Source organism: Nostoc sp. (genome assembly GCF_036917615.1).
GTDB lineage: Bacteria > Cyanobacteriota > Cyanobacteriia > Cyanobacteriales > Nostocaceae > Nostoc.
The window spans coordinates 150,013-164,094 of record NZ_JBALCZ010000093.1 but is presented as its reverse complement, the minus strand read 5'-3'; the positions used below and the strand labels follow the sequence as shown (position 1 = coordinate 164,094).

At 42.1% G+C, this 14,082-nt stretch carries 11 protein-coding genes and 1 pseudogene; 3 read left to right on the top strand and 9 right to left on the bottom strand.

Annotated elements, in window-relative coordinates:
- Positions 1-42: 42 nt before the first annotated feature.
- From V7K85_RS35770 to V7K85_RS35750, 5 genes and pseudogenes are all read right to left on the bottom strand, one after another.
- A complete protein-coding gene (locus V7K85_RS35770; protein WP_334821374.1) occupies positions 43-708 on the bottom strand; it encodes a class I SAM-dependent methyltransferase in 666 nt (221 codons plus the stop codon).
- A gap of 317 nt (positions 709-1,025) precedes the next feature.
- Positions 1,026-1,163 (bottom strand): annotated as a pseudogene (locus V7K85_RS35765) (tetratricopeptide repeat protein); the annotation flags it as partial.
- Positions 1,164-2,483: 1,320 nt separating this feature from the next.
- Positions 2,484-3,416 (bottom strand): alpha/beta fold hydrolase, encoded by a 933-nt coding sequence (locus tag V7K85_RS35760; RefSeq protein WP_334821373.1) that lies wholly within the window; start codon positions 3,414-3,416, stop codon positions 2,484-2,486.
- Positions 3,417-3,435: 19 nt separating this feature from the next.
- Positions 3,436-3,942, bottom strand: coding sequence for a DUF4112 domain-containing protein (locus V7K85_RS35755; RefSeq protein WP_334821371.1), 507 nt, complete (start codon positions 3,940-3,942; stop codon positions 3,436-3,438).
- 92 nt (positions 3,943-4,034) lie between these two features.
- The gene (locus tag V7K85_RS35750; protein WP_334821369.1) at positions 4,035-4,934 is read right to left on the bottom strand and encodes a YihY/virulence factor BrkB family protein; all 900 of its coding nucleotides are present in this window, start codon (positions 4,932-4,934) and stop codon (positions 4,035-4,037) included.
- 158 nt (positions 4,935-5,092) lie between these two features.
- Here V7K85_RS35750 and V7K85_RS35745 point away from each other — a divergent pair, with 158 nt between their 5' ends.
- A complete protein-coding gene (locus V7K85_RS35745) occupies positions 5,093-5,566 on the top strand; it encodes a hypothetical protein (RefSeq protein WP_334821450.1) in 474 nt (157 codons plus the stop codon).
- Between the two features lie 104 nt (positions 5,567-5,670).
- Here V7K85_RS35745 and V7K85_RS35740 read toward each other — a convergent pair whose 3' ends face one another.
- The 4 genes from V7K85_RS35740 to V7K85_RS35725 are packed head-to-tail and all read right to left on the bottom strand — an operon-like array spanning position 5,671 to position 11,155.
- Positions 5,671-8,145 carry a GGDEF domain-containing response regulator gene (locus V7K85_RS35740; RefSeq protein ID WP_334821367.1) on the bottom strand — a complete coding sequence of 825 codons (2,475 nt, stop codon included), beginning with the start codon at positions 8,143-8,145 and terminating at the stop codon, positions 5,671-5,673.
- 21 nt (positions 8,146-8,166) lie between these two features.
- Positions 8,167-9,198 carry a sensor histidine kinase gene (locus tag V7K85_RS35735; RefSeq protein ID WP_334821365.1) on the bottom strand — a complete coding sequence of 344 codons (1,032 nt, stop codon included), beginning with the start codon at positions 9,196-9,198 and terminating at the stop codon, positions 8,167-8,169.
- An 11-nt stretch (positions 9,199-9,209) separates the two neighbouring features.
- Positions 9,210-9,638, bottom strand: coding sequence for a response regulator (locus V7K85_RS35730; protein ID WP_334821363.1), 429 nt, complete (start codon positions 9,636-9,638; stop codon positions 9,210-9,212).
- 23 nt (positions 9,639-9,661) lie between these two features.
- Positions 9,662-11,155: a sensor histidine kinase gene (locus V7K85_RS35725; RefSeq protein WP_334821361.1), complete on the bottom strand. Its 1,494-nt coding sequence runs from the start codon at positions 11,153-11,155 to the stop codon at positions 9,662-9,664.
- 638 nt (positions 11,156-11,793) lie between these two features.
- Between V7K85_RS35725 and V7K85_RS35720 the strand changes: the two genes are divergently transcribed.
- Positions 11,794-13,023, top strand: coding sequence for a tetratricopeptide repeat protein (locus tag V7K85_RS35720; RefSeq protein ID WP_334821358.1), 1,230 nt, complete (start codon positions 11,794-11,796; stop codon positions 13,021-13,023).
- A 57-nt stretch (positions 13,024-13,080) separates the two neighbouring features.
- Positions 13,081-14,079 carry an NAD-dependent epimerase/dehydratase family protein gene (locus tag V7K85_RS35715; RefSeq protein ID WP_334821356.1) on the top strand — a complete coding sequence of 333 codons (999 nt, stop codon included), beginning with the start codon at positions 13,081-13,083 and terminating at the stop codon, positions 14,077-14,079.
- Positions 14,080-14,082 lie beyond the last annotated feature (3 nt).

Sequence of the window (14,082 nt, the reverse complement as noted above, 5' to 3'; positions counted from 1 at the left end):
CTACTCTACAGTATTCCAGCAAATAGTTTGGATCAAACTGTATTAAGGTCGCTTGATTGCTAAAGTAAGTCCATCGGCGATGGGGACAAGGGAAAGCGTTACCCGTTCGTCATGATGTAACTTTTCATTGAGCGCCCGGATAGCTTGGGTGCCTTGATCTTGATTTTGGGGGTTAGCAACTTGTCCTGACCGTAAAACATTATCAATAGCAATCAATCCACCTGGACGTAACAATTGCAGCGATCGCTCATAATATCCATCATAACTTTCTTTATCGGCATCAATAAAGGCAAAATCAAATGTCTCGGCTTGGCCAGTTGCCAACAGCGCATCTAAAGTTTCCAAAGCTGGTGCCAATCGCAGATCGATTTTATCGGCAACTCCGGCTGCTTGCCAATATCGGCGGGCGATCGCAGTAAATTCTTCACTCACATCAGCAGCGATAATCTTGCCATCCTCAGGAAGGGCTAAGGCAACTGAAAGTGAGCTATAACCTGTAAATACACCAACTTCCAGGGTTTTCTTGGCTCCAATGAGTTCTACCAGTAGTCTCATAAACTGCCCTTGTTCTGGTGAAATCTGCATTATGCTTTGGGGATGGCTGGCAGTTTCTTGGCGCAACTTCCAAAGAATCTCCGGTTCTCGCAGCGAAACGGATAAAAGATAATTGTAGAGTTTGTTATCAAGACCTATAGACTGTTTTGGCATGGGAGATCAGAGAATTGAAAGAATCTACAGTTATACTATCGCCCAAGAGTGGTTTATCAGGAATCCCTAGTGAGCTTAATCTCTGTAGTCTTCGTGTGAGGGTGAAGGGGCTGCCGTCAGCAGCCCCTTCACCCCCCTTTTTTAAATGATTATCATTATTGTTGAGGGAATAGTTTATTTTCTGGAAGTCCCATACAACTCATCCCAAGTTTTATCTCTAATTCTAGGGATTGCTAATTTTTGCGATCGCTTGGATTGAAAGCGGCTTATCAAGTCCAAGGGCGTAACTTTCGGAATCACTGCTCATTTGACCCCTGGACTGCACCGATGTTATTGAGGGTAGTAGCTTCACCTGAGCGATCGCCCACAGCCCGAAAAAGAGGCAGAGCTTGGTTATAAAAATCGAGTGCTTTCTGCTTTTGTCCTAAAGCATCGTAGACTCGACCGATGTTATTTTTTCATAAAATAGTGCTGAGGTAGTTGTTTTCAATTGGGTGTTAGCAGAAGTTGTCGTTAGCAACATCGAAGTACTTGGTAAAGACTGGGATTGCTACTCTACGGTAATGCTTCTGGCGCTCGCTCCTTCCCCGACGGGTTCTACATTCGCGCAGCGTACCGTAGGGAAGGAGTACGCGATGACGAAAATACGTTAGATTTGTGTAATTTATATACAACGTATATTTAACTATGTTTAACTTTTTCGTTAAACTACCAAAGCGAATACTAAATTTACGTATAATCACTAAAATAAACTGATCATTCACTTATAGCAGTTTGCAGTTGAGTGCAATATAGACCTAACCCCCAATCCCTTGTTTTATAAGCAAGGAGACTAAGATTCAAAGCCTCTCTGCTAAAAACAGAGAAGTCAGAGTGTAGGCAATTTGCAAAACAGCGATCACCTTTTTTATCGCTGCGATCGCAATTCAGGCTACGTTATGGTTAATTAAAATCATCAGTGATACGGTAGTCTATGCAAGCCAATTACTACTGAGTCGGATCATCTCTGTAACTCAACGCAAAAGCTGATGGACAGCTAAACAGCTTAACGAGACTTCCAAAGAATAAAATATTCCAAAAAAAACAGCAGCTTGATAATAAGGATAATCATTATTGATAATGACATAATTTATTTTTTGGAAGTCCCTTATACTTCCCAAAAAGTATTGGAACAATGATCAGATGCTTACGCAGTTCATAAAGGTTACTTATGAACAATTAGGAAATTTAAAAACCTGCCAAAATGGCAACCTGATTCTGATTAACCAAGTTAAATTGTACAAAGATAAACGACTTCAATAGTTTTGTTATCAAAGACTACCACGTAAGCAAATTCCTTTTGTAAAACACTATTTTCTAAGTGATTTACAAAAATAAAAAACTATCTATACTAATTATTTGCAGAGGATTTTTCTCAGCAGATAAATATCAATAATCAGGTTTGGCATTTGCTGCAACAGGAATATTAAATGCGTGCGGACGTTGTTGTTGAAGTACGCATTAGCCCCCAACTAACGGGCAACGTCTGTATACATTCCTGTTCACTTCAGCGGCAAATGGCAGAGTGGGAGTTTGAAAGCTGACTGATATGCTTCCTCCCACTCTTTTTTATTTAGCGTCACCGATAGCGTAGCGTTAGCGACGCAGGAGCGTCACAGCCCGCACTTCTCTACGAAACCCTGCGCGTAGCTTGCTTCTTCGTACGAGTACGGCATCGCTCTCAGATATACCAATCAAAAAAACAACCATCAACTCAATTAGAATATAAATTGTTTTTATAAGTCAGTATCCCGTAAAAACTCAAGAATCGTTGCATTCAAGACTTCAAAAGCGCCAGTGGAGGCATCATGACAGCAGTTAGACAAAATTTGGAATTTGGAATTGGGGATATGCTGATGCAATTTTTCACCATGACTAGCAGGAAACCAACTATCTTGCTCACCCCACAAAACTAGTGTAGGACACTTAATTGAACTCAGGTTATTTTGAATTTTGGTGAGCATATTTGGCTTATTTGCTTGCCAATTTTCAATTTCTTGCGCTGCTATTTGTAACTCTTCGGCGACTTTTCCAACCGTACCTGGTAGCTCAATAAACGGGTAAGTTATCCAATAGACATCTTCCTCTGTCAAAATTGACGGATCAAATAATACTCCACGTCTTTCTATTGCCATAATTTCTCTAAATAGAGGTGCAAACAAATATACCAGGCGTAAGGAATCAATTGTTTGCATTATTTCCAGGGGCGTTTGGGCAAGTAACCACATAGCCCAATGGGGTAGCCGTTCGGCAAAAATAGGTACGTTTACTACTACAAGCTGCGCGATTAACTGCGGATTTTCTTGAGCAAGGGCAAGGGCAACTAATCCCCCCAGAGATTCAGCCACAATCACTGCGGGTTCATCACATAATGCCTGAATAATTCTTTGAAACTCAATAAGTTGATGACCGTTGTGTTCTCTACGAGACAATGGTTTTTCGGAAAAACCAAAACCTTTGGCATCAAAACAAATTACCCGAAAATGTTTAGATAATGGTGCTATACTGTGGCGCCAATTATAGCTCCAACTCCCCATGCCATGTAATAAAATTAACGGTTTACCTCTACCTTTTTCGCCATAAGCAATTTGTACAGGATACCCTTTAGCATCAGTAATAACTAGACTTTGCCGCCCTTTAGGAAAAGTAGCTTGCCACCAATCTTTCATTCGATTATCAATAAATAATTTAAGTGCCAGTTAAGGCGTTCCACAACATTCTAATTAGTATTACCGGTAATGCCACTAAAACAATAGAGATTAGCAACAATCCAGCCAAAACGGCAAAGATAAACCACCTGTCTGCACGCTTTTGCTGGCTAGGAAACTTTAAGTACTCTTCCAAGAGCTTGATATTATAGGTGTTAGCTGTCCAAGCAAAATCAAAAAAGTCTCCCAAAACTGGGACAGCGCCTACCAAGCCATCAATGATCACATTCAAAACCATTTTCCCTAAAGTGGCTCTAGATACACCCAGCCGCGCTGCTTCTAGGATGATGTAGCTAGAAAACATGACTCCCAAAAAATCACCACCAATAGGTATTAGTCCTAAAATTGGATCTAGACCAAAACCAATTTTCGTACCAGGAATGGTAACGACATTATCCAGCAGCCGACTTAACTGACGCAGGCGCTTCAAGGTGGGTGCTTTGGTATCAGGTTCAATCATCGAAAATCGAGGCGGAGAATCAGACATAAAGGCGATCGCTAGCTTTGTATTGAATCGTTAGATATTCTACTTCCCTAATGAGCTTTAGCAAAAGTTTCATCAGGGATTTATAGCTATATCTAATATTTTTCGGGAGATTCTGACTGTGCTTTTGGGCGCATATCTTCGCCGACAGTGACGTTCAGCTGCTCGCCGATTAATAGAACAGCAGCACTCATCGACAGCCAGAGCATTAAAACTATCACAGCCCCGACTGCACCATAGACTTTATTATAATTCCCAAAATTTGCCACATAAAGCCGAAATAGGGCAGACAAAATTGCCCAAAAAACAGCTGCTAAAATTGCTCCAGGCATCATTGGCGTGCCTGAGTTCCACTGGCTTGGGCCATAGCGATAGAGAAAGCTAAAGGCGACAGCAACAATACTTAAAGCTAAAGGCCAGCGTAATAGCTGCCAAAGATGCACCAAGAAGATCAAAGAGCCATTTTCGCGCACTACCATTCCCAATAGTAAGTCGCTGGTAAACACTAACAAAGAAGCCAATACTAAAAGCAACATAGTACCGACTGTTAATCCCAGAGAGATGAGCTTGGCTTTCCAAAAGGGGCGTATCTTTTCTGGAGGAATTTGATGGATTTGGTCGAGGGCTGTCATCACGGTACTTACCGCCCCAGAAGCAGTCCAAATTGCTAATACAAAGCTCAGAGAAAACAAACCGCTGTTTTTGGAGTCGGTAATTTCTGTGGTGGCAAAATCACGAATCAGATCCAGTGCTTGTTCAGGTAGAATTTGACTGAGTTGATCCGCCAGTTTGTTAAAGGTGGCTTGCAAAGATTCTGCCAATAAGCCAATGGCTGTGATCAGAGCCAGAATTGCTGGAAACAGCGATAGCATGGCATTGAAGGCGATTTCTGAAGCCAGTCCCAAAAGTCGTCTTTCGGTTGTCCTGGCAAAAGTTTTTTTGAGCGTGTGCAAATTGAGGTGGCGAAAGAAGCGGAAAAAACGAGGCTTTGGCATGATTTAGAGTTAAAACTAGTTGGGTTTATTAGCGATCGCATTTATCTTTTTACTGCAAGAATACCGAGTGGGGAGCAGAGGAGAGTTCCTGACTAATGACCATTGACCATTGACTCTTGACTAATGACCATTGACTAATGACTAATAACTATTTATTTATGAATCAAGATTTAACACAACAGTGGTTGACAGAAATCCAGGTACTCAAAGAGCAGATGGCGGGACTTCAACACGAGCGCGATGTTGCTTGGGAAAGTGCCCAAAAATGGCGTCAGCTTTACAACACAGAAGCAGAACAACGCCGCACAGATGCCCAACTGTCCCAACAGGCGATCGCATCCCTTAAGGCAGAACTACATAAACTTCAGGGTCTTGAGGTCGAGACACTGGCTGTTGAGACACCAGTAACAGCGATCCAACAAGAAATAGAACAACTAAAATCTGTGGAGGACTTGCAAGCTAAACTCATCGCTGTGATCAAAGAACGCTCACGCCTTTTGCAAGCTTTAAAAACTGAGCAGGATAACCACGCTCAAACCCGCAATAGCCTGACTACTGCCTTGGGTGATGCTATTGATAGCTTGACACGGGAACGAGCCGGAGGAGAAAAAGAGAGTCAAAATAATTCGTAATTATTTGGTCATTTTTCCAGACAGGCATCAGAGCTTTCCAAGACGAATGCCAGAATTTTGAATTGTTAACTATTATCTATTCGTTTGTAGTACACTCCCTAACCCTATCCTTGTCTCGGCTGAATGCCAGATGCAATTAATGTCTCTATCGATTTGCTATCCACAGGTTTAGAGAAAAAATATCCTTGTGCGTACTTGCATTTCATGGCTTTAAGTTGTGTCAGTTGCTCCACCGTTTCTACGCCCTCTGCGATCACATCTATATTTAGACTGTGTGCTAAGGCGATGATCGCTTGAATAATCTCCAAGTTTTCTCCATTAGCACCAATTTTGAAAATAAACGAACGATCAATCTTTAAGGCATTACTTGGAAAGCGGTGTAGGTAACTCAAAGATGAATAGCCGATGCCAAAATCATCTAAGTGTAATTGGATATTCATCTGTTGCAGTTGCAAGAGGATAAAAGTTGTTGATTGAATATTTTCCATAAGTACGCTTTCGGTAATCTCCAGCTTTAAATTGCCGGCTTCCAGACCAGTTTCTTGCATAATTTGGTTAATTTGATCAATCAACTCGGGTTGTGAAAACTGTTTAGTGGAAAGATTTACACTGATTGTCAAGGGTGGGTCAGTAGGAAATTGTACCTGCCAAGCACGCATCTGACGACAAGCCTCGCGGAGTACCCAATAACCAATAGGGATAATCAGCCCAGTTTCTTCCGCCAGTGGAATAAAGTTGTCTGGAGGAACTAATCCGTGTTGCGGGTGCTGCCAGCGAACGAGAGCCTCGAAGCCAATAATCTTGTCAGTTTCTAACAAAATAATTGGTTGGTAGTGAATCTGAAACTCCTGGCGTTCAACTGCCCGTCGTAGATCCATCTCTAACTCTAATAGCTTTGTAACTTGGGTATACATGGTTGAGTCAAATATCTCATGGCGCGCCTTACCCAATGCCTTAGCGCGATACATTGCAATATCAGCATCGCGCAGGAGTTCCTCTGGTCGGTTGTAATTACCCTTGTTCAGGGCGATGCCAATGCTGACGGTAGTAAATACCTCGTACCCGCTGAGTTTGAACGCAGATGCCAGAGCTTCGTGTATCCGCTCCACTACGCCTATTACGTCATTGATGTTGTTGAGATCATCAAGCAAAATTGTAAACTCATCTCCCCCTAGACGGGCAACTGTGTCTCCAGAGCGCAAGCAATTCTCCAATCTGCGAGCAAGTGCAGTTAATAGTTGGTCACCAATCATATGACCGAGACTGTCGTTGACAACTTTGAAGCGATCTAGGTCTAGAAAGAGAACAGCGAATGTATAGTTCGCACGTCGTTTTGTCTGCATGAGCGCACGTTCTAGCCGTTCCATAAATAAGGCGCGGTTTGGTAGATCGGTTAGTATATCGTGAAAGGCATCATGAATTAATTGCGCCTCTGCAAGTTTGAGAGCAGTAATGTTGCGAGCGATACTCAAGACAAAATATACTGAACCATCGCTAGCCAATTCCGGCACAAGGCGGGTATGGTAATGTTTTGTTTCCCAAGCGATCGCTAAACTACATTCAAACTCCATCTCTTGCTTAGTTTGGAAAACTTGCTGGAGCTTATGATCGCATATCCGACAAAATTCTTCCGGCAGATTTAACTCTGCGTTTGTTTTGCCGATAAATGTTTCGGCTGATATTTTTGTAACCTTTTCAATTGCTGGATTAACGTAAACGTAGCGCAATTGAGTGTTAAATCTGGAAATGATATCAGGTGCATTTTCAACTAATGCTTTGAATTCTTGCTGGCGACGCGCTAGTGCCTCCAATATATGCTTCCGCTCGGTGATATCCTGAAAGACTAAAACTGCACCAGTGATGTTACCATTATCATCTTTAATCGGTGCAATACTATCGTCAATTGGTATTTCTGCACCGTTTCTAGCAATAAGTATCGTCTGTTCTGGTAGACCTATAGTAACGCCCGACTGAAGGACTTGCGTTATCGGACTTTCAATTATTGTACGAGTTTTTTCATGAGTAATATTGAATATTTCTGTTGCTTCTTTACCAAACGCATCTGAATAATTCCAACCCGTCAGTACCTCCGCAATAGGATTCATAAAAGTTATAGATCCAGATGCGTCACTAGTAATCACAGCATCTCCAATACTTTTAAGTACAGTAGTCAGCCATTGTTCATTCTGTTTTAATTTTTTTTCCGTCCGATGTTTGTCAAGGGTAATTTCAATAGTGAACTTTAATTCTTTTTCTTTAAAAGGCTTGAGAATATAGCCAAACGGTTTTGTTACCTTTGCTCGATCTAATGTTAATTCATATGCATTAGCAGTAAGATATATGACTGGAACATTAAAAATATTATGAATTATCTGAGCGGTCTCCACACCATCCATGTTTCCTTTGAGGTGAATATCCACTAGAACCAAATCTAGAGAATTATCTGCTACCTTCTTAATTGCTTCTTCTCCAGAATCGGCAAGCCCCAGAACAGTGTATCCAAATTTTCGTAGCCGATTTTGTATATCCATTGCCACGATGATTTCATCTTCAACAACTAATATATTTACTGGGTTCATGATTTTGTTTAACTTATAATTTTAGAAATTTTTAGTCGGAAATATAATTTTATACTTCACTCCGTTCTGGCTGATAAAATCGATATTACCTTGTAGCTGATGTGTTAGACCTTTTACTAATCGCAGACCTAATGATTCTGTAGTTTGAAAGTCAAAGTTTTGGGCAAAACCGACACCATTATCACTGATAGTAAGTGTAAATAAGTTTGCTTCTAGGGAGCAAAATTCAATACAAATTTCTCCCGTTTCTGTTTGGGGAAAGGCATATTTTAGGGAATTTGAAATAAGTTCATTGATAATCAAGCCGCAGGGAATAGCTGCATCAATGACTAGAAAAACCTCCTCAACGTTCATTTTTAAGGTTATAGTGCTTGAACTAACGTTGTATGAATAAAATAAATTAGTTACTAAATCTTGGATATAGTCAGCAAAATTAATCCTTGCCAAGTCTTGAGATTGATATAGTTTCTCGTGGATCAGAGCCATTGATTCAATCCGGTTCTGGCTATCTTTGAATATCTCAAGGGCTTGATTGTCCTTGAGATAATCTGCTTGCAGGTTGAGCAGACTAGAAATAATCTGCAAATTATTTTTTACCCGGTGATGAATTTCTTTCAATAGCACCTCTTTTTCTTGAAGCGATGCTTTAATCTGCTCCTCTGCTCGTTTACGCTCCTGTCTCACCTGTGCCTCACGCAACTCGCGGGCAACAGCAGGAGTAAGTCGCGCTAGATTGCCTTTGATGATGTAGTCATGGGCACCAGCTTTCATGGCGGCTACTGCGGTATCTTCACCAATAGTGCCTGAGACGATAATAAATGGCAGATCAAGCCCACTTTCCTTAACCTGCTTCAATGCAGCAGGGGCGCTAAAGGTCGGCATGGAATAATCGCAGATAACGATATCCCATATTTGCCCTGCGATCGCAGCTTTCATGGCTGTGGGTGTATCAATCCGTTCAAAGGTTACTTGATAGTCACCACGTTGCAGTTCCCGCAACAGCAAGAAAGCGTCGTCTTCTGAATCCTCAACAAGTAATACGCGCAGAGGCATACCCATCTAAACTATAGCCTCGGCGGTGATTCGTTTAACACAAACCAGTACAACCCTAGTTGTCGCACTGATTCACTAAATTGGGAAAAATCTACTGGTTTGCGAACATAGCTGTTGGCACCCAAGCTGTAACCATTGATTAAGTCTTGCTCCTCCTTGGACGAGGTGAGAATGACCACAGGAAGGATTTTTGTCCTGTCGTCGGTTCGCAGGTGTCGCAAAACTTCCAGACCATCCATTTTAGGCAACTTCAAATCCAGGAGGATGAGATGCGGCATAACGCTCATGTCGCGATCGGCGTACACACCTTTACCAAAGAGATAATCTAGGGCTTCCACCCCATCATGTGCCACCACCACTTCATTTAAAATATTGTTTTTCTTGAGTGCGCGTAGGGTTAGCGCTTCATCGTCAGGATTATCTTCTACTAATAGAATCATCTTGTTTTATATCTTCATTGTAGTTAAAGGGTGAAGTAAAATGTTGCGCCTTGCTCCACTGCGCTTTCGGCCCAGACACGGCCACCATGACGGTGAACAATCCGCTGCACAGTAGCTAATCCGATGCCAGTACCTTCAAACTCAGTCATGGCGTGCAGGCGCTGAAAGGCACCGAAGAGTTTATCGACATAGGACATATCGAAACCTGTACCATCATCACGGACAAAATACGCATCGGTGTCATCTTGTTGCAAAAGCACAAATAGAATTTGGGCTTTTTGATGTTTTCCTGTAAACTTCCACGCATTACCCAGCAGGTTTTCTAGCACAATCCGTAACAGATGAGCATCACCATTGGTAACCAATCCCGGCGCGATCGCAAACTCTACTTGGCGTTCTGGTTGGGTTTTGTGCAACTCTGTGGCGATCGTCTCCACCAGGGCGCTCAGATCAACCTTTTCGCAACGCATCTCACTGCGCGTCAGTCGTGACAGATTCAGTAAATCGTCGATGAGTTGTGCCATCCGCTGGGTGGCTGCACGTACCCGCAGGAGGTAGTTTTGACCTAGTGCGTCCAGCTTGTCAGCATAGTCTTCTAGTAGTGCTTGGCTAAAGCCGTCGATGCTCCGCAAGGGCGCCCGCAGGTCGTGAGACACAGAATAACTAAATGCTTCCATCTCTTTGTTAGTGGCTTCGAGTTGTGCTGTGCGTTCGACGACTCGCTGCTCAAGCTGGACGTTCAGGCGCAGAATCTCTGACTCCGCCCTTTTGCGTTCATTAATTTCAGTTTGCAATTCTTCGTTAGTGTTTCTAAGTTCGGCAGTCCGTTTCTTCACCTCTATTTCTAACTGATCACGAGCCTTTTGCAGAGACTTCTCCATCCGCTCGCGTTTGACGAGTTCTTGATTGGTGATCATGGCTGCTAAACCGACGATCACAGAAGCTATAATGCTGCCAAAAATAGTCAGCAAAGTTGTTTGACGAGCGCTGGCGTTTGCCTGTGCTGACCGCTTTTTCAACAACTGATTTTCTTCCTTCTCCATAGCTATAGTGAGCATTCGCATGTCTTCCATGAGCTGCTGACCCTGATCTGTCTGAACTATTTGCAGTGCGGACTCTAAATTTTCGCTCCTCGCCTTAATTGTCTGTTCAATCAAAACCAGTTTTTTGGCAATCATGGGTTCAAGGCTATCGAGCCGCCGCTGTTGATTGCGGTTATCCGTAGTCAATTGGCGCAGAGCCTTAACATTCTGAGCAATCTTGCCAGTTGCAGCGCGATAGGGTTCTAGATACCGTTCTTTGCCCGTGAGCAGATAGCCGCGTTGCCCAGTCTCTGCATCTTTGAGCAGTGACATTACTTCTTTAGTCTTTTCAAGCACCTCGAGTGTATGTGTAACCCATTGAGCGTTTTCTTTATACTGAAGCAAACTCAGATAAGAGACGACGCCAACACCAGTCATAATTGCCACTGCTATTACAAAACTGCCTGTATTCTTTTTGTAAATAGCCCATTCCATTTTTTACCTTCCTATTTAAAAAAGTAGTCGCTGACTAAAGTGGCAAACCCATTCGCGCAGTCTCGACCACAGGAAAAGGGTGATTAACAGCCCCAGTTTAAGCCGCTATATCTTCGTTTCACCAAACAGCACCCATGAAAAAAAAAAAATTGGCGTTGCTGAATAAGAAGTATGAAAATGATTTTGTTTGATGTCAAAACCCATGTAGAGACGCGATATATCGCGTCTCTACTTCGAGAGCTAATTAGCTTTAATAAAGGATATCTGTATTAATTAATTATTGGGAGGGTATATTTTCTGAGTGATGCAAACGCCAATAATAAATTTTATCAAATTATTTAGTATATTTTTGCAGCCATCTTCAAGAGATTTTCGCTTGCATAAATTATGTTAAAGTGCTATAAAATATAAGTAATTGTACTTAAAAACCTTTAATTGTATTAGCTTGATATTAAATTGATAATTAGATTACCACATTTCGAAATTAGTGGGATAGGTTCATATAAAGTTTACAAAGTGCCGAAGATGTTGGGTTTCGTACTTCAACCCAACCTTGTAAAGCTGGGGAATAGTTAGTAAATAATAGGGCATGGGGATAATTACCTCATGCAACCAACTCAAGGCAAGGCAAAGTACCCATGCTCAGGCGCTTAATTGTGATTGTTACTGCCGCTATACTCTTTAGCAACTCCTTGACGCTGGCAGAGAGTAAAAAGCCCAAACCACCGGATGAATTTCCTCCTAGTCCTCTAGAAATTACCACACCCGATCCACTCGTACCACGTTTGCCCAAGGATAAACAGCCGTTAACTCTCGAAGAACAGCAAAAGTTAGAACCAGCGCTGGATGCCTTAAACCAAGAAGCAGCAGCGAAACTGCAAGCAGGGGATCAGGTGGGGGCGTTTGAAATTTGGAACCGGGAACTGCGCTTGCGACGCTTTTTAAGTTCATCACTAGAGGTGCAAGCACTATCACGAGTCGGGGCGATCGCCTGGAAGCAAAACGACAGCCAAGAAGTACAATATATTACGCAGCGATTGCAAGCAATTCAAAAGCAGGCACAATCTCAGAAAACAACTGCCCAAATTGATCTTGAATTGTGGCGATCGCTAGGGCAAGCTTACCAAAATGTGCGATCGCCTAAACTAGCTCTGGAAGCTTACGACCAAGTTTTGTTAGTGGTGCGACAGCAAAAAGATACAACAGCCCTAGTAGAAATCCTTAAAAAAATTGGAGAACTAAATTTGAGTTGGTTTGATTATCGCAAAGCTGCGCCAATCTACGAGGAATTGTTGGGTTTAGCTACTTCTGTTGGCGATCGTGTAAACGAAGTAACATATTTGCAACGGCTGGCTGAGATTTACGAGCAGACAAACCAACCGCAGCAGTCATTGAATGTACTTAATAAACTAGCAGAAATTTACGTCAATGAAAATAATCTTACTGAAATACCAGAATTAAAGCTAGCGATCGCTTCAGATTACGAATCTCTAGCAAAGAAAGATCCTAACTTACTGCTAGAAGCTTTTAAAAATTATCAAGAAGCCTATATAACTGCTTGGCAATTACAAGAGTATGTTCGGGCTGGTGAAGCTTTGCAAAAATTAATTGCGCTGTACCGTTCTCAAGGACAAACAGACGAGGCTTTGCAGGCTAGTGAAATTCTTGTGCAGATAGAGGCGCAAGCCGCCAACTTTTACGGGTTGATGCAAGCTTATGACCAAATTGGGCAATTGTATCTAGAACGTAAAGAGTTTCCTCAAGCACTAACAGCTTTTCAAAAAGGGTTAGAACTAGCGCAACAACTTAAACATCAGGAAGCATACTTTACTGGGCAAATTGAAAAAGTCTCGAAAGCAAATTTGTAAACAATATTAGCTTGTTGAATGTAAATTGAAGAACTTGATTAGCTATAACTCTCAAATATGTTAGAAAAAAAACAATTTTCAGACAAGACAGACAGTTCAGTTAAAAATATCTTGGTCATGGGCGCAACCGGCTATATTGGTGGAGCTTTGTGCCGCAAGCTTTCTCAAACACAAGATTTTGCCGTGTTAGCCCTTGTGCGTCCAAACCGTGATATTGAGGCTATCAAACCGTTCTGTAAAAAAATAATTTTCTCCAAAGAAGAACAATTTTCTCAACAGGATGTTGAAGAAGTAATTCGCAAGCATGATGTTAAAACGGTAATTAATTTGGCATGGCACATGCCTCCAGAATCAACCCAAGAAGCTCAATTTGAGAAAGATCGTATAGCATTAGAAGCCGCTTTACACGCTGCTAGTGCGGTTTCACCAGATATTCATGTCATCGCCACCAGTGGCAATTTCTCTTTAGTGACTGCTGATGGAGGAAGAATAACAGAAATACCTCTCCACACAGGTTTCAAAAAGCTCGAATATCTAGCATGGATTGAGTTACTAGTAAATGTAAATTTGATGAAGGATGAACTAATAGAGGAATATATCAGCAAAGGAGGTAACGCCTCCATCGTTTATCCTTCATCAGTGTATGGTTCATCGCCTACCCGTGGCAGTATCTGGGATTTTGCAATTCAGCAGTTTATCACCGGCAAACCGCACCAAGGCTATCAGCCATTTCCACCAGATTTTATGACCGCGTGGATTCACGTTGAAGATTTGGCAGACTGCTACATCGCCGCAGCCCGAAAAGGCTTCAAAGGAGGACACTACCTTGCAGCGGCTGAAAATCTGAGTATTAGCCAGATGGCAACTTTGTTTGCGGAGGCTGCTCAGGTAAAATTCCAAGCACCAATATTTGAAAATAAAGACAACGTAGTGTTTGATGATTCTTACACCAGAGAAGTACTTCAACTTCAATGGAAATATAAAGCGGCTGATAACGTTAAGGCTTGGGTAGGGCGAATCAAAGAGTTGGGAACTTATTTCTTAGAGGATATTTGAAAT